The organism is Microbacterium sp. 71-23, assembly GCF_001897265.1.
Lineage (GTDB): Bacteria > Actinomycetota > Actinomycetes > Actinomycetales > Microbacteriaceae > Microbacterium > Microbacterium ginsengisoli.
Map to the genome: position 1 here is coordinate 382,781 of NZ_MKSL01000017.1, position 14,441 is coordinate 397,221.

At 69.3% G+C, this 14,441-nt stretch carries 15 protein-coding genes and 4 tRNA genes; 11 read left to right on the forward strand and 8 right to left on the reverse strand.

Features of this window, described 5'->3' with window-relative positions; genetic code table 11:
* Nucleotides 1-33: 33 nt before the first annotated feature.
* The 4 genes from BGO15_RS08485 to BGO15_RS08500 form a co-directional block, all read right to left on the reverse strand.
* The gene (locus BGO15_RS08485) at nt 34-2,178 is read right to left on the reverse strand and encodes a 3-hydroxyacyl-CoA dehydrogenase NAD-binding domain-containing protein (protein WP_056209217.1); all 2,145 of its coding nucleotides are present in this window, start codon (nt 2,176-2,178) and stop codon (nt 34-36) included.
* A gap of 8 nt (nt 2,179-2,186) precedes the next feature.
* Nucleotides 2,187-3,389, reverse strand: coding sequence for a thiolase family protein (locus BGO15_RS08490; protein ID WP_045248048.1), 1,203 nt, complete (start codon nt 3,387-3,389; stop codon nt 2,187-2,189).
* A 72-nt stretch (nt 3,390-3,461) separates the two neighbouring features.
* The gene (locus BGO15_RS08495) at nt 3,462-4,655 is read right to left on the reverse strand and encodes a ribonuclease D (RefSeq protein ID WP_056208878.1); all 1,194 of its coding nucleotides are present in this window, start codon (nt 4,653-4,655) and stop codon (nt 3,462-3,464) included.
* Nucleotides 4,648-5,235 carry a DUF3000 family protein gene (locus tag BGO15_RS08500; RefSeq protein WP_056208883.1) on the reverse strand — a complete coding sequence of 196 codons (588 nt, stop codon included), beginning with the start codon at nt 5,233-5,235 and terminating at the stop codon, nt 4,648-4,650. Before BGO15_RS08500 ends, BGO15_RS08495 begins: the two co-directional genes overlap by 8 nt.
* Nucleotides 5,236-5,260: 25 nt before the next feature.
* Between BGO15_RS08500 and BGO15_RS08505 the strand changes: the two genes are divergently transcribed.
* On the forward strand, nt 5,261-6,484 hold the full coding sequence (locus tag BGO15_RS08505) for an alpha/beta hydrolase family protein (RefSeq protein WP_056208886.1): 1,224 nt from the start codon (nt 5,261-5,263) through the stop codon (nt 6,482-6,484).
* On the opposite strand, the gene BGO15_RS08510 is transcribed toward BGO15_RS08505, so the two are convergent.
* From BGO15_RS08510 to BGO15_RS08520, 3 genes are read right to left on the reverse strand one after another with little or no spacing between them, the layout of a single operon-like run.
* Nucleotides 6,453-7,175: a dihydrofolate reductase family protein gene (locus BGO15_RS08510; RefSeq protein ID WP_082483179.1), complete on the reverse strand. Its 723-nt coding sequence runs from the start codon at nt 7,173-7,175 to the stop codon at nt 6,453-6,455. The two genes, BGO15_RS08505 and BGO15_RS08510, sit on opposite strands and share 32 nt — an antisense overlap.
* Nucleotides 7,172-7,621, reverse strand: coding sequence for a SufE family protein (locus tag BGO15_RS08515; protein ID WP_056208890.1), 450 nt, complete (start codon nt 7,619-7,621; stop codon nt 7,172-7,174). The genes BGO15_RS08510 and BGO15_RS08515 overlap by 4 nt, the downstream gene beginning before the upstream one ends.
* A gap of 29 nt (nt 7,622-7,650) precedes the next feature.
* Nucleotides 7,651-8,556 (reverse strand): sulfurtransferase, encoded by a 906-nt coding sequence (locus BGO15_RS08520; RefSeq protein WP_056208893.1) that lies wholly within the window; start codon nt 8,554-8,556, stop codon nt 7,651-7,653.
* 116 nt (nt 8,557-8,672) lie between these two features.
* Here BGO15_RS08520 and zapE point away from each other — a divergent pair, with 116 nt between their 5' ends.
* From zapE to BGO15_RS08540, 4 genes are all read left to right on the forward strand, one after another.
* Nucleotides 8,673-9,707 (forward strand): cell division protein ZapE, encoded by a 1,035-nt coding sequence (zapE, locus tag BGO15_RS08525; protein ID WP_056208896.1) that lies wholly within the window; start codon nt 8,673-8,675, stop codon nt 9,705-9,707.
* Nucleotides 9,708-9,937: 230 nt separating this feature from the next.
* Nucleotides 9,938-11,230: an ammonium transporter gene (locus tag BGO15_RS08530; RefSeq protein ID WP_056208900.1), complete on the forward strand. Its 1,293-nt coding sequence runs from the start codon at nt 9,938-9,940 to the stop codon at nt 11,228-11,230.
* 89 nt (nt 11,231-11,319) lie between these two features.
* A complete protein-coding gene (locus BGO15_RS08535; protein WP_235557349.1) occupies nt 11,320-11,778 on the forward strand; it encodes a type II toxin-antitoxin system PemK/MazF family toxin in 459 nt (152 codons plus the stop codon).
* A gap of 32 nt (nt 11,779-11,810) precedes the next feature.
* Nucleotides 11,811-12,095 (forward strand): hypothetical protein, encoded by a 285-nt coding sequence (locus tag BGO15_RS08540; protein ID WP_056208903.1) that lies wholly within the window; start codon nt 11,811-11,813, stop codon nt 12,093-12,095.
* A 38-nt stretch (nt 12,096-12,133) separates the two neighbouring features.
* On the opposite strand, the gene BGO15_RS08545 is transcribed toward BGO15_RS08540, so the two are convergent.
* Nucleotides 12,134-12,209, reverse strand: a tRNA-Val gene (locus BGO15_RS08545).
* Between the two features lie 150 nt (nt 12,210-12,359).
* On the opposite strand from BGO15_RS08545, the gene BGO15_RS08550 reads away from it, so the two are divergent.
* The 6 genes from BGO15_RS08550 to BGO15_RS08575 all read left to right on the forward strand — a co-directional run bounded on the left by BGO15_RS08550 (nt 12,360) and on the right by BGO15_RS08575 (nt 14,441).
* Nucleotides 12,360-12,432: transfer RNA gene (locus BGO15_RS08550), tRNA-Gly, on the forward strand.
* 54 nt (nt 12,433-12,486) lie between these two features.
* Nucleotides 12,487-12,560: transfer RNA gene (locus BGO15_RS08555), tRNA-Cys, on the forward strand.
* Between the two features lie 25 nt (nt 12,561-12,585).
* Nucleotides 12,586-12,660, forward strand: a tRNA-Val gene (locus BGO15_RS08560).
* A gap of 72 nt (nt 12,661-12,732) precedes the next feature.
* Entirely contained in the window at nt 12,733-13,257 is a 525-nt protein-coding gene (locus BGO15_RS08565) for a GNAT family N-acetyltransferase (protein WP_056518577.1), read from the forward strand.
* Between the two features lie 9 nt (nt 13,258-13,266).
* On the forward strand, nt 13,267-13,776 hold the full coding sequence (locus BGO15_RS08570) for a glycine cleavage system transcriptional repressor (RefSeq protein WP_056208906.1): 510 nt from the start codon (nt 13,267-13,269) through the stop codon (nt 13,774-13,776).
* The gene (locus BGO15_RS08575) at nt 13,773-14,441 is read left to right on the forward strand and encodes a DNA alkylation repair protein (protein WP_056208909.1); all 669 of its coding nucleotides are present in this window, start codon (nt 13,773-13,775) and stop codon (nt 14,439-14,441) included. The genes BGO15_RS08570 and BGO15_RS08575 overlap by 4 nt, the downstream gene beginning before the upstream one ends.

Below are 14,441 nucleotides of genomic sequence, written 5' to 3' on the forward strand. Positions count from 1 at the left end.
TCCGTGCGGACGGGCCCCTCCTTCGTGCGATCCCTACGCGCCGATCCCGCGGATGGGCGGGTGATGGAACGTGTCGCCGAACGCGCGCTCGGCAGCGCCCGAGCGGTCGAGGTACGGCGAGGCGCCGCCGTCGATGAACGGCCAGCCGGCGCCGAAGATGAGCGCGAGGTCGATGTCCTGCACTTCTGGCACCACGCCCTCGTCGAGCATGATCTTGATCTCGGTCGCGAGGCCGTCCTCGACGCGACGGAGGATCTCCGCCTCGCTCGCCGGCGTCTTCCCCGCGACCTGGTCGACGAGCTTCTGCGCGGGCTTGGTCCAGCCGGTGACCCGACCGTTCTTGTCCTTCTCGACGACCTGGTCGAGGTTCGCGAGCTCGTGGAAGTTCTCCGACGCGAAGAACCGGTCGGGGAAGGCCCCCGCCATCGTGTCCTGCACGTGAGCGGCGACCTTCCAGCCGACGAGGTCGATCAGCTGGAACGGCGTCATCGGCAGCCCGAGCGGCGCATAGGCCTTGTCGACCGTCGTCAGCGGCGCTCCTTCGTAGATCGCGCGGGCGGCCTCGCCGAGGAGCTTGGCGAGCAGCCGGTTGACGATGAAGCCCGGGGCATCCTTGCTGAGGATCGCGTTCTTGCCGATCGCCTTCGCGACGACGAACGCGGTGGACAGGCTCTGCTCGTTCGTGTGCGGGGTCTTCACGATCTCCAGCAGCGGCATGAGTGCCACGGGGTTGAAGAAGTGGAAGCCGACGAGGCGTTCGGGGTGGGCGAGCTTTGCGCCGATCTCCTGGACCGAGAGCGACGATGTATTCGTGGCGAGGATCGCGTCTTCCGCGATGTGCTGCTCGATGTCGGCGAAGACCCGCTGCTTGACGCCCACCTCCTCGAACACCGCCTCGATGACGAAGTCGCAGTCGGCGTATTCGCTCTTGTCGGTCGTCCCGTGCACGAGCGCGCGCAGCTGGTTGGCCGTGTCGGCGTCGAGCCGGCCCTTCGCCTCGAGCTTGCCGATCTCGTCACGGATGTAGGCAAGGCCCTTGTCGACGCGTGCCTGGTCGATGTCGGTGATGACCACCGGCACCCGGAGCTTGCGCAGGAACAGCAGTGCGAACTGGCTGGCCATGAGCCCGGCGCCGATGACGCCGACCTTCGAGACCTTCTTCGCGAGGGCCTTGTCGGGGGCGCCGACGGGGCGCTTCGCGCGCTTCTGCACGAGGTCGAAGGCATACATGGATGCCGCGAACTGATCGCCCACGATCAGCTCGGAGAGCGCCTCGTCCTCGCGCTCGAAGCCCTCCCACTTGGTGCCGCTCTTGGCCTTGTCGAGGAGCTCGAGTGCGAGGTAGGGCGCGCGGGGGACCGTGCCGATGCGGCTCTCGAGCATCCCGCGGGCGATCCTGATCGCAATCGGCCACTTGGTGAGGCGTTCGATCTTGCCGGGCTCGTTCTTGCGCTCGACTTTGATCGCTCCCGACAGCACACCGTCGGCCCACGCCAGCGACTCCTCGAGGAAGTTGGCGGGCTCGAAGATCGTGTCGACGATGCCGAGCTCGAACGCCTGCTGGGGCTTGAGCATCCGGTTCTGCTTGAGCGGGTTGGAGATCACGACCTCGAGGGCGTTCTCGATGCCGATGAGGTTCGGCAGCAGGTACGCGCCGCCCCAGCCGGGGATGAGCCCCAGGAACACCTCGGGCAGCGCGATCGCCGCGGCCGAGGCATCCACCGTGCGATACGTCGACTGCAGCGCGATCTCGAGTCCGCCGCCGAGCGCGAGGCCGTTCACGAACGCGAACGAGGGCACGCCGAGGTCACCGAGCTTCGAGAAGGCGAAGTGACCGCCCTGGGCGATGAGCTTCGCGATCTCCGTCGACGGCACCTTGGCGACGTCGCTCAGGTCGGCGCCGGCGGCGAGGATGTACTGCTTGCCGGTGACTCCCACGGCCTGGATCTCACCCGACTTCGCACGCTGTGCGAGTGCGTCGAGCGTGCGGGTGAGCTCGAGGATGGTCTTCGGCCCGAACGTGTTGGGCCGGGTGTGGTCGCGTCCGTTGTCGAGCGTGACGAGGGCGAGCACCTTCCCGGAGGGAAGCCGCACGTCGCGCACGAGGGAGCGGGTGACGACCTCGTCGGGGACGAGGTTCTCGAGCGCGGAGAAGTCGATCTGGTCGTAGCGGGTCATCGCGGTGCTCACTTCTTCTTGCCGTCGTAGTACGGGTTCTCCCAGATGACCGATCCGCCCTGGCCGAGGCCGACGCACATGGCGGTGAGGCCGTAGCGCACGTCGGGGCGCTCCGCGAACTGCGCGGCGAGCTGGATCATCAGACGCACACCGGATGCCGCGAGGGGGTGTCCGAGCGCGATCGCCCCGCCCCACTGGTTCACGCGCGGGTCGTCGTCGGCGATGCCGAAGTGGTCGAGGAGCGAGATCACCTGGATCGCGAACGCCTCGTTGAGCTCGAACAGTCCGATGTCGGTGATCGACAGACCCGCCTTCGCGAGCGCCTTCTCGGTCGACGGGATGGGCCCGATGCCCATGATCTCCGGCTGCACGCCGGCGAACGCGAACGAGACGAGCTTCATCTTCGGGCGCAGGCCCAGCTCGCGCACGGCGTGGCCTCCCGCGAGGAGACTCATCGTCGCGCCGTCGGTGAGCGGGGACGACGTGCCGGCGGTCACTCGTCCGTGCGGACGGAAGGGCGTCTTCAGACCGGCGAGGTCGGCCATCGTCGTCTGCGGGCGACGACCCTCGTCCTCGGTCGCGATGCCCCAGGCGCCCTCGGCATCCTTCGTGGCGACGGAGACGAGGTCGGGCTGGATCTTGCCGGCGTCGTAGGCGGCCTGCGCCTTGTGCTGGCTGAGCATGCCGTAGCGGTCGCTGCGCTCCTTGGTCAGGTGCGGGAAGCGGTCGAAGATGCGCTCGGCGGTCACACCCATGTTGAGGGCGCCCGGGTCGACCAGCCGCTCGGCGACGAATCGCGGGTTGGGGTCGGAGTTCGCTCCGATGGGGTGACGGCCCATGTGCTCGACGCCGCCCGCGAGGGCGAGGTCGTACATGCCGAAGCCGATCGAGCCGGCCATGGTGGTCACGCTCGTCATCGCGCCCGCGCACATGCGGTCGATCGCGAATCCGGGCACGCTCTGGGGGAGCCCGGCGAGGATCGCGGCGGAGCGCCCGAGGGTGAGGCCCTGGTCACCCGTCTGCGATGTCGCGGCGATGGCGACGTCGTCGATCCGGTCGGCGGGGACGTCGGGATTGCGCCCCATCACGCCGATGATCGTCTTGACGACGAGGTCGTCTGCCCGGGTGTTCCAGTACTGCCCTTTTTCACCCGCGCGCCCGAACGGGGTGCGCATGCCGTCGATGAAATAGACGTCCGAATTCTCGGCCACTCTGCCTCCAAAGTCTGGGATCGAGTCCAGCCTAAGGTGGAACTGCGTCTCACGAAATCGGTTGGTTCGAACCTACGATGCGGGTTCGGCGGGCTCCGCCGGGTTTTGCGCGGAAACGACAAAGGCTTCGGCGATCAGCTGTGCGGTTTGCGCAATCTGCCAGCGGCGCGCCCCACCCGCCGCGAGGGCGGCCGCGATGTGGTCCGCGTCGGCGGGAACCGGCGGCTCCCACGCCAGGCGGCGCAGCAGCTCGGGCGTCAGCAGGTTCTCCGTCGGCATGCCGAGACTCGACGCACGCTCCTCGATGACCGGGCGCGCCGCCTTCAGCCGCGCGTCCGCCTCGGGGGCGCGGTCGGCCCACGCGCGCGGCGGCGGCAGCGTGTCGCCCGGAACGCGGTCGGGGGGAAGGTCGGTGTCCGCGCGACCCCGCTCGATCGCATCCCACCAGCGGTCGAGCTGGGTGCGGCTGGCGCGGCCGGTGAACTCCTTCACCTCGGCGAGGGCGCGTTTGGTCGCGGGGTTCGCCTGAATGGCCGCGACGAGTGAGCGATCGGGCACGAGCCGGCCGGGGGAGACATCCTGTTGCTGCGCGTATTCCTCACGCGCGGTCCACAGGGCGCGGGCGATCGCGAGGTTGCGGCGCCCGCGCAGGGTGTGGAGTCCGCTCAGTCGGCGCCACGGGTCGGCGCGGACGGGCTTCGGCTCACGGTGCAGCACCGCGTCGAACTCCTCGGCCGCGAGCTCGGTCTTCCCCTGCGCAGCGAGCTCGTCGACGAGGATGTCGCGCACGTCGACGAGATGCAGCACATCGAGCGCCGCATACTCCAGCCACGACTGCGGCAGCGGACGCGTCGACCAGTCATCGGCCGAATGCGCCTTCGCGAGCGTGATCCCGAGGGTCTCCTCGACGATCGCACCGAGCCCCACGCGTTCGTGACCGAGGAGCCGGGCCGCGAGCTCGGTGTCGAAGATGCGCTGCGGCACGAGGCCCCACTCGCGCAGCGACGGGAGGTCCTGGCTCGCCGCGTGCAGCACCCACTCGTCATTCAGAGCCGCCTGCAGCACGGAGGCATCGGGCAATGCCGGCGGGTCGAACAGGAAGACACCGGCATCCCGTCGGAAGACTTGCACGAGGTAGGCGCGCTGGCTGTAGCGGAACCCGGAGGCCCGCTCGACGTCCACAGCGATCGGACCGGTTCCCGCCGCGAGCACGGCGGCCGCGGCATCCAGTCCCTCGGTCGTCGAGATCACGTCGTAGTCAGGCACGGGCACGTCCTCGGGGATTCAGCACGGGGGCCTGTTCAGAGCCCGGCGGGAGACCGGCGAGCATGCAGACGACCTCGGCCCAGGCACGCACGTGCGCGTCGAACGGGCCGTCGGGCGTCCACGACGCGCGAAGCTCCAGCTGCGAGCCGGAGCCTTCGGCGGCCAACGAGCCGAAGCCCTGCGAGACGGTCTTGGTGACCGTGCCGGAGGGGGAGTGATAGGCCGCGCCGTTCTCGTCGAGCGCGTCGAGCAGCCAGGCCCAGGCCACCTCGGCGACCATCGGATCGACGCCGATGTCGACCTCGAGCGGCGCCTGCGCATAGCAGACGATGCGCCACGCACCGCCCCACGCGTCGGGCTCCTCCCGGTCGTGCAGCAGCACGAACCGACCCGTGCCGTAGACGGAGTCGAGCGCATCGGGCTCGGGACGGATGTCGCCTGCGAGGGCGAACGCCTCGGGGGCGAGTCCCGTCGGGGCGGGCAGCTCGCGGGTCACGAGGTCGTCGCGAAGGTCCGCGGCATGCAGCTGGGCAAGCGCGGCGGCGAACGACGCGGATGCCGCGGGAGCCTGGTCGACCACGACGACAGACTAGAATGAAGCCTCGATGGCAAGCTCAAGGCGCGCCGCGTCGCGCGGCGCCTCACCCGCGGTCTCTCTCGGTCTGCGCACCCTCATCGTCGCGCTCGGCGTGCTGCTCGGACTCTCGCTCGCGGCGATCGCCGGTGTGGCCGGACGCATCGCGCGACTCGTGGTGACTCCCTCGCGCCGGCGCCCCGACACGACCATCGTCGCGCTCGACCCGGCCGCCCAGACGATCACCCTGACGCGCACGCCCGACACGGAACTGCCCGGACGATACGGTCTGTTCACGACGGGTGCCGAGGAGTACCTCAAGCTCGGCTCGGTCCTGCAGGCGGATGCCGGCACGGTCAAGCGCAAGCTTCTCACCGAGGTGCCGACGGGCACACAGCTCGCCGACCCCGCCGCGTTCAGCGGGTGGTACTACGACCGTCCCGAGCAGTTGCATCTGCCCTACCGGTCGACACTCATCGGCTCCGCCGTGGGGCCGTGCCCGGCGTGGATCTTCCCCGCCGACGGCGGCAGCGACGTCTGGTGCATCCAGATCCATGGCCGCGGCGCCGCGCGGGCGGAGTGCCTGCGCGCGGTCCCTCTGCTCCACAGTCTGGGCATCACGACGATGGTGACGTCGTACCGCAACGACGGCGAGGCACCGCGCAGCCGCACGGGCACGTACATGCTCGGCGCGACGGAGTGGCGCGACGTCGACGCCGCGGTCGGCTACGCCCGCCGCCACGGGGCAGAGCGCATCATCCTCATGGGGTGGTCGATGGGCGGCGCGATCGCTCTGCAGCTCGAGCTCAGTTCGGCGCACCGTGATCGCATCGTGGGCGTGATCCTGGAGTCACCGGTGGTCGACTGGAGGGTCGTGCTGCGGTATCAGGGTCGGGAGATGGGGCTGCCCGAGCCGGTCACCGAGCTCGCGCTCACCGCGCTGCAGTCGGAGTGGGGTGCCGCCCTGACTCGCAGTGGAGCGCCGATCCCGTTCGACCGCCTCGACGTCGTGGCACGGGCGCAGGAGCTGCGGCATCCGATTCTGATCCTTCACAGCGACGACGACGGGTTCGTTCCCTCGGAGGCGTCGCACCAGCTCGCCGACGCCCGTCCCGACCTGGTCGACCTGCAGGTCTTCGCCGTCGCCCGCCACACGAAGCTCTGGAACTACGACCAGGAGCGCTGGAGCCGGGCGATCGAATCGTGGCTCGACGCGCACGCGCTCATCCCGCGGGACGCAGGCGCAGATACGTGAACCCCGTCTCGTCGACCAGGTGGCCGACGACCCGCGTGGCCACGCGCTGATCGCGCGCCAGCCGGAGGAAGGGCGAACTGACGGGTTCGAGCACGGGCGCGACCGTGAGGCAGTACTCGTCGATCACTCCGGCCGCCGCGAACTGGCTCGCGAGCGACGGTCCACCCTCGCAGACAACGCGGCGATGGCCCTCCTCCGCCAGGACCGTGAGGATGTCCCGCGGGGACAGCGGTGCGGGTCCGGGCACCGGCAGCACAGTGATGCCCGCGGCATCCGGATGCGAGCGGATCGCATCGGCGCGATCGGCGGGGCAGATCACGATCACCTGATCGCTCGCGGCACCCTCGGCCAGAGCGAGGCGGTGGCCGGTGAGGTCTCCGCTGGACGTGACGATCGCCAGCCGCGCACGGCGGGGCACGATGTACCCCTCTGCCCGTACGCTCTGCGCGCCGACGACGACGACGTCGGCGAGCTCGCGGATGATGCCGAGAATGAGACGGTCGACGCGGTTCGTGAGCGACTCGCTCGTGCCGTCGTCGCCGGCGGCCGCTCCTGTGAGGCTCGTGATCATGTTGAGCCGCACGAAGCGGTCGGCCGTGGGCGCATAGATATGACGCAGTGCCTCACGCGTGCCGGGGGCGAGGGTGTCGAACGCGCGGAGCGTGCGCGGCTCGAGTTCGAGCAGGGTCATCCCGCCAGTGCACCCGACTTCTCGTGCACCTGGCGCTTGGCGCGCCGGAGCATCCCCGACATTCCGGCGATGCGCAGCGGCGAGACCGCGCGTGTGAGCCCGATGGTCTGCGGGTAGTCATCGGGGATCGCGAGCACCTCGGCGACGGTCAGACCGGAGATCCCCTGCACGAGGATGCTGGCGAAGCCGCGGGTCGTCGGCGCCTCGGCGGGCGCCATCGCGTGCATCGTCACGATGCCGTCGGCGACCTCGATCAAGATGTAGACCGGGGACTGGCACTCCGCCACACGCTCGCACATCTCGGGATGGCCCTGCAGGGCCGGGGGCACCTCGGGGAGCTCCTCGGAGTACTCGAGGAGCAACTGGAGGCGCTCGGGGTCCGAGAGCTCGAGGAAGGCGTCGCGCGCCTCGGCGAGCGAGGGCGGGAGCGCGTCAGAGTCCGACATCGCCCCCATCCTCGCACGCAGGAAGAACGTCAGGCGCGCGGGGGGACCGCGCCCGGCTCGGCACCCGTGACGATGGGAACCCGCACGGCGCTGCCCCACTCGGTCCAGGAGCCGTCGTAGTTGCGCACGTTCTCGATGCCGAGCAGGTGCTTCAGCACGAACCAGGTGTGGCTCGAGCGTTCACCGATGCGGCAGTAGGCGATGACCTCATCGGCGTCGCCGAGTCCCGCCTCGTCACGGTAGATGGCGTCGAGCTCGGCGCGCGACTTGAAGGTGCCGTCCGCGGCCACGGCCTTGGCCCACGGAACGCTCGCCGCGCTGGGGATGTGGCCGGCGCGCAGGGCGCCCTCTTCGGGGTAGGCGGGGGCGGACGTGCGCTCGCCCGAGTACTCCTCCGGCGACCGCACGTCGATGAGCGGCTTGCCGAGGTGGACGAGGACGTCCTCCTTGTACGCGCGCAGCACGGAGTCGTCGCGCTCGATGACGGGATACGACGTCGCGGCGCGCTCGGCGGGCGCGGTTGTGATGTCGCGGCCCTCGGCGATCCAGCGATCACGGCCACCGTCGAGCAGGCGCACGTCCTCGTGGCCGAACAGCGAGAACACCCACAGTGCGTAGGCGGCCCACCAGTTGTTCTTGTCGCCGTAGATGACGATGGTGTCGTCGCGCGAGATGCCCTTGCGGCTGAGCAGCTCGGCGAAGCCCGCGCCGTCGACGTAGTCACGCACGACCGGGTCGTTGAGCTCGGTGTGCCAGTCGACCTTGACGGCGCCGGGAATATGGCCGGTCTCGTAGAGGAGGACGTCCTCGTTGGACTCGACGACCACCAGGCCCGGGTCGGTGAGGTGCTCGGCGAGCCACGCGGTGCTCACCAGCCGGTCGCTGTGCGCATACTCGGCGAACTTCTGGCTGTCGGTGTCGGGTGCGACGGACATCGCTGCTCCTCGGAAATGACGGGTGGGTGACGGCGTTAGGGTTGTTCGCGTCCCCGCCAACCTACGTCGGTGCAGCGGGGGCGGATCTGTTGCGTCGAAAAATGACAGGGGCACGAATGGCAGCCGCCGTGACCACGGGCGTCATCCACCTCACCGACCGCACCCCTGACGTGAGCGGCGCGGACATGGTCGCCGCCCTCGTCCCCCCGCCCCAGTTCGACGGAGCGACCTTCGAGACGTATCGCGCCGATGACGCCTATCCGTCGCAGCGGGCGGCAAAGGAGAAGCTCATCGCCTTCTCCGGCGGCGGAGCGGCCGCACCGGTACGTCGGGGGCTCTTCTCGAAGGCGCCGAAGATCGAGCCCACAAAACCCGGGGTGTATCTCGACGGCGGGTTCGGCGTGGGCAAGACCCACCTCCTCGCGTCCATCTACCATGCGATGCCCGCCCGCCGTAAGTACTTCGGCTCGTTCATCGAGTACACGGCGCTCGTCGGCGCACTCGGCTATCAAAAGGCCGTCGAGCTCTTCCGCGGCGCCGACCTGCTGTGCATCGACGAGTTCGAGCTCGACGACCCGGGCGACACGATGGTGATGACCCGTCTCCTCGGCGAGCTGGTTCCCGGTGGAACCAGGCTGGCCGCGACATCCAACACGCCTCCGAACGCGCTCGGCGAGGGCCGTTTCGCCGCCCAGGACTTCCTGCGCGAGATCAATGCGATGTCTGCCAGCTTCGAGACGCTGCGCATCGACGGCGTCGACTTCCGCCAGCGCGCCCTCGACGGCCACGCGGTCGTGCTCGACGACGAGGCATACACGGTGGCGATCGCGGATGCCGCGGCATCCGGTCTCGTCTCGGATGACGCGTTCGGGGACCTCGTCGCGCACCTGGCCCGGGTGCACCCGTCGCGCTACATCCGCCTCATCGACGGTCTCGCCACCATCGGGTTGCGCGACGTCGTCACGCTGGAGGACCAGTCCGCAGCCCTGCGACTGGTCGCATTCGTCGATCGCGCCTACGACGCGCAGGTGCCCATCCGTGCGACCGGAGTCGCCCTCGATCGGGTCTTCGGCGAGGACATGCTCGGCGGGGGATACCGCAAGAAGTACCTGCGCGCCATCTCTCGCCTGAACGCCTTGACGCATTCCTGACGACTCCCGGTCGCTCCCGCGCAGCTGCACGGGAACCTCACGGTCATGCCTCGAGATCTCTGCGACTCCCGAAACGTGATGTTAACGCGGGCCTGTGCACTGTTACCTGCCGGAAACACGAGGCGCATACCGGGCGAAACCCGCTCTCGCGAGACTGGCCGCACCCGACGCTACGCTCTCCCGCGCGTTCTGCCGAGGGTCCTGTAACACGACACATGAGTGAGGATTTCATGGACAACGGAAGTCTCGCCTGGTACATCGCCGCAACGGCGCTAGTGCTGTTCATGACGCCGGGCGTTGCGTTCTTCTACGGAGGACTCGTCAAGGCCAAGAGCGTCGTCAGCATGATGATGATGAGCTTCGGAGCAATGGGCCTCATCGCCGTGCTCTGGATCCTCTACGGATTCAACATGCAGACCGCCGACTGGTGGCCTGGCGTACTCGGCAACCCCTTCAGCGACTTCGGCCTGACCACCATGGCCAACACCCCGGAGACCGCATCGGTCAACCTGACCGCCGTCTCGTACGGCGCGACGTTCGCGATCATCACGGTCGCGCTCGTCTCCGGCGCCATCGCCGACCGCGCCAAGTTCGGCTCGTGGATGATCTTCGCGTTCCTGTTCGCGACGATCGACTACTTCGCGGTCGCCGGCTGGGTCTGGAACACCAACGGCTGGATCTTCAACCTCGGCACGACGCTGTTCGGCAAGGACGCTGGCGTTGAGGTCATCGACTACGCCGGTGGTACTGCGGTGCACATCAACGCCGGTGCCGCGGCGCTCGCGCTCGCACTCGTGCTCGGAAAGCGCGTCGGCTTCAAGAAGGGCATCACCAAGCCCCACAACGTGCCGCTCGTGCTGCTCGGTGCCGCCATCCTGTGGTTCGGCTGGTTCGGCTTCAACGCCGGCGCCTCGGCCTTCTTCGTCTCGCCCGAGGGCACCTCGTCGGCGAACGGCGCGATCCTCGCGGGTATCGGTGCCGTCGGCTCGCCGACCGGTCTGATCGTGATCAACACGCTCGGCGCCACGGCTGCGGCCGTGCTCGGCTGGATCATCGTCGAGAAGCTCAAGGACGGCAAGGCCACCTCGGTCGGCGCCGCCTCGGGTGCCGTCGCCGGTCTCGTCGCGATCACCCCCTCGTGCGCGAACCTCGACCCGGGCTGGGCGCTCCTGCTCGGCCTCATCGCCGGTGGCGTGTGCGCCATTGCGATCGAGCTGAAGTGGAAGCTCGGCTTCGACGACTCGCTCGACGTCGTGGGTGTCCACCTCGTCGGCGGCATCATCGGAACGCTGTACCTCGGCTTCTTCGCCACGGGCACGGGCCTGTTCCTCGGCGGTGGCTGGGACCAGCTCATCCTGCAGGCGATCGCCGCAGCCACGGTGCTGGTGTTCTCCTTCGTCGTCGCCTTCGTGATCGGTTTCGCGATCGAGAAGACGATCGGGTTCCGCATCAAGAACGAGGACGAGATCGCCGGTGTCGACACCACGGTCCACGGTGAAGAGGGCTACGCACTCGCGGAGTGACCTTCACCGATCGTCCCGAAGGGCGTCGCGGCTTCGGCCGCGGCGCTCTTCGGCGTTCCCCGGCGGGCGCGCTCCGCTAGCGTGAGGATGTGGCCTTCTCGACACTGCTCCGCGGATTGGTGCGCGCTCTCACCGGACGCCCCGCTCGCGCCGAAGAGGTCGACATACGCACGACACGCGGCATCCGCGTCGCGTACTCGCCGTCTCCCGGCGGCACGGCTGACGGGGGAGAGATCGTGTGGACCTGGGTACCGTTCCAGGCGAACCCGCGTCAGGGGAAGGACCGGCCGGTGCTCGTCATCGGCCGCGCCGGACGCGGTCATGCGTGGGCGATGAAGCTGACGAGCAAGTCCCACGCCGGCGACCGCGAGTACGTCTCGCTCGGCAGCGGTGCATGGGATGCCGCCCGGCGCGAGTCGTGGCTCGATCTCGATCAGCTGTACCGGGTGCCGGATGCGGCGGTGCGCCGCGAAGCCGCGGCGCTCGACGCGCGCACGTTCCGCCGCGTCGCCGCGGAGCTGCAGCGCCGGTACGGCTGGCGCATCTAGCCGGGAGCTGCGCGGCGGGCTAGCCTCGCGGCATGGGGGAGCACGAGGCGTCCGATCGCCGTGGGCTGGGCGGTGTCATCTGGGCGTGGATCTGGACCGCCGTCGCTGGTGCCGTCGCGTTGCCGCTCTGGGCGGTGAGTGGCCTGACGCAGGGGGCATGCTACGACTCGTCGGTGCCGGGACGCTCGTACTGCACCTCGGGTCCGGTGCTCGGCGCGCCGGCGACGGCGGTGCTGTGGACCCTGTGGGCGATCGCGGTCGCCGCGTGCCTCGTCATCGCCATCCGGACGACGCGCACGCGCCTGTGCGAGGCGTAGAACTCAAACGACGAACCCCCGCCGAAGCGGGGGTTCTGTGGTGGGCGATACCAGACTCGAACTGATGACCTCTTCCGTGTGAAGGAAGCGCGCTACCAACTGCGCCAATCGCCCGATCGGCCCCGGAGGACCGAGTGTCGAGCATACCGGATGCGGCGGGCCCGCCGCGAACCGAGAGCGCGAAACGCCCGCGCGCGTGCCGGTTTTGCGTCGACCGATTCGTCGGCTAAAGTCGTACGAGTGCCCCGGGCAACCGGGAAACACGCGGATGTAGCGCAGTTGGTAGCGCATCACCTTGCCAAGGTGAGGGTCGCGAGTTCGAGTCTCGTCATCCGCTCGAGTGCAGGGGTCGTTCCATCGAACGATCACGGCACGTGGGGTCAAACCACACGGTGGCGTGGCCGAGCGGCTAGGCACCGGCCTGCAAAGCCGTTTACACGGGTTCGAATCCCGTCGCCACCTCCACTCACAAGTGAACATGCCTGAACAGGCGCGATTGGCGCAGCGGTAGCGCGCTTCCCTGACACGGAAGAGGTCACTGGTTCGATCCCAGTATCGCGCACCACCCGAAACCCCCGGCTCGCCGGGGGTTTTCTCGTTTCCGGAGGATGTCGGCGCCGCCGCGCACACTGGTCACATGACGGATGTCTCCCTCACCCCCTGGCGCGATGACCACCTGCCCGTCCTGATCGCCGCGAATACCCCCGAGATGACCGTGTACCTCGGCGGCCCCGAGACCGACGACGAGGTCCGGGCGCGACACGCGAAGTATCTGCGCCTCACCGCGGCGGGGGAAGCGTGGATGTTCGCGATCGAGCGGGAGGGCACCGCGATCGGAGGTATCGGCTTCTGGCCGAGCGACCTCGACGGCGCGCCGGTGTACGAAGCGGGCTGGCACGTGCTCCCGCCGTGGCAGGGCAACGGATACGCCGGGGCGGCGCTGCGGGCACTCGTCAAGATGGCCCCGACGATCGCGGCGCCGCGGTCGCTCATCGTCGCCTTCCCCTCGATCGAGAACGACGCTTCGAACGGTGTGTGCCGCGCTGCGGGGTTCACCGCCCTGGACGAACGCGACTCGGAGTACCGCGGAGTCCGCCTCCACGTACGCGTGTGGACACGACACTTCTGGGAGCCCCTGACAGCCGCACCGTCCGCACCCTAGGCTCGGCGCATGGCTCAGCTCGTGCTCACCGTCGTCGGCGACGACCGCCCCGGCATCGTCCAGTCCCTCGCACACACCGTCGCCGCCTATGGCGGCAACTGGCAGCGCAGCGAACTCGCCGAGCTCGCGGGCGCGTTCGCCGGGATCGTGCTCGTCGAGGTGGCCGATGACGCGGTCGACGCCCTCACGACGGCCCTGGCCGACCTTCCCGCACTGCGGGTGTCGGTGCACCTCACGACACACGCTCCCGACCCCGCCGGGTCGCGTCTCACCTTCACCGTGCTGGGCAACGATCGTCCCGGCATCGTGAACGACGTCACCCGCGCGCTCAGCGTGCGCGGCCTCACGATCGACGCGTTCACGAGTCGCGTGTTCGATGCGCCGATGGCCGGAGGGACGCTGTTCGAGGCGAGTATCGCCGCGCACGCGGCATCCGCTGCCGTCGCCGACGACGCGACGGCGGCGCTCGAGCAGCTCGCGGGGGAGATCCAGGTCGATCTCACATTCGACGCGTCATGACCGCGTCGGCGCAGATCGTCGAGGGCGTCCGAGCCGATCTGCGAGCGCGCGCCGACCCCGCTCGCGCCGCCGCCCAGCAGGCGTACATGAAATCGGCGATGCCGTTCCGCGGTGTGCCGGTGCCGGAGGTGCGACGACTCACCCGGCAGCGCGCGAAGGGTGTGACGGATGCCGCGACCCTGGGCGCGGCCGCCGAGGCACTGTGGAGCGGCGCCGAGGTGCGTGAGGAGCGCTACGCCGCCCTCGCGATCCTCGCCCTCAGGCCGCAACAGGACGACCCCTCCCTGCCGGGGACCATCGAGCGATATGTGCGCGAGGGGCAGTGGTGGGACCTCGTGGACGAGCTCGCCCACCGTGTCGCCGACCAGCTCGAGGTGCGACCGCGCGAGACGGCGCGCCTCGTGCGCGCCTGGGCCGGCGATGACGACATGTGGCTGCGACGCATCGCGATCATCTCGCAGCTCGGTCGCGGCACCGCACTCGACGAGACGCTGCTCGACGATGCGATCCGCCCCAACATCGCCGACACCGAGTTCTTCGTGCGCAAAGCGATCGGCTGGGCGCTGCGGGACCACGCGCGCGTCGCACCCGACTGGGTACGCGCATACGTCGAGGCGCATCCGCTCAGTCCGCTCAGTCGCCGCGAGGCCCTGAGGCACCTCTGA

Bases quoted from the DNA above. Each gene is read 5' to 3' on its own strand.
- BGO15_RS08505 (WP_056208886.1), top strand. From the start codon at position 5,261: ATGGCAAGCTCAAGGCGCGCCGCGTCGCGCGGCGCCTCACCCGCGGTC.
- BGO15_RS08570 (WP_056208906.1), top strand. From the start codon at position 13,267: ATGGCTCAGCTCGTGCTCACCGTCGTCGGCGACGACCGCCCCGGCATC.
- BGO15_RS08485 (WP_056209217.1), bottom strand. From the start codon at position 2,178: ATGACCCGCTACGACCAGATCGACTTCTCCGCGCTCGAGAACCTCGTC.
- zapE (WP_056208896.1), top strand. From the start codon at position 8,673: ATGGCAGCCGCCGTGACCACGGGCGTCATCCACCTCACCGACCGCACC.
- BGO15_RS08520 (WP_056208893.1), bottom strand. From the start codon at position 8,556: ATGTCCGTCGCACCCGACACCGACAGCCAGAAGTTCGCCGAGTATGCG.
- BGO15_RS08565 (WP_056518577.1), top strand. From the start codon at position 12,733: ATGACGGATGTCTCCCTCACCCCCTGGCGCGATGACCACCTGCCCGTC.
- BGO15_RS08515 (WP_056208890.1), bottom strand. From the start codon at position 7,621: ATGTCGGACTCTGACGCGCTCCCGCCCTCGCTCGCCGAGGCGCGCGAC.
- BGO15_RS08575 (WP_056208909.1), top strand. From the start codon at position 13,773: ATGACCGCGTCGGCGCAGATCGTCGAGGGCGTCCGAGCCGATCTGCGA.
- BGO15_RS08540 (WP_056208903.1), top strand. From the start codon at position 11,811: ATGGGGGAGCACGAGGCGTCCGATCGCCGTGGGCTGGGCGGTGTCATC.
- BGO15_RS08510 (WP_082483179.1), bottom strand. From the start codon at position 7,175: ATGACCCTGCTCGAACTCGAGCCGCGCACGCTCCGCGCGTTCGACACC.
- BGO15_RS08530 (WP_056208900.1), top strand. From the start codon at position 9,938: ATGGACAACGGAAGTCTCGCCTGGTACATCGCCGCAACGGCGCTAGTG.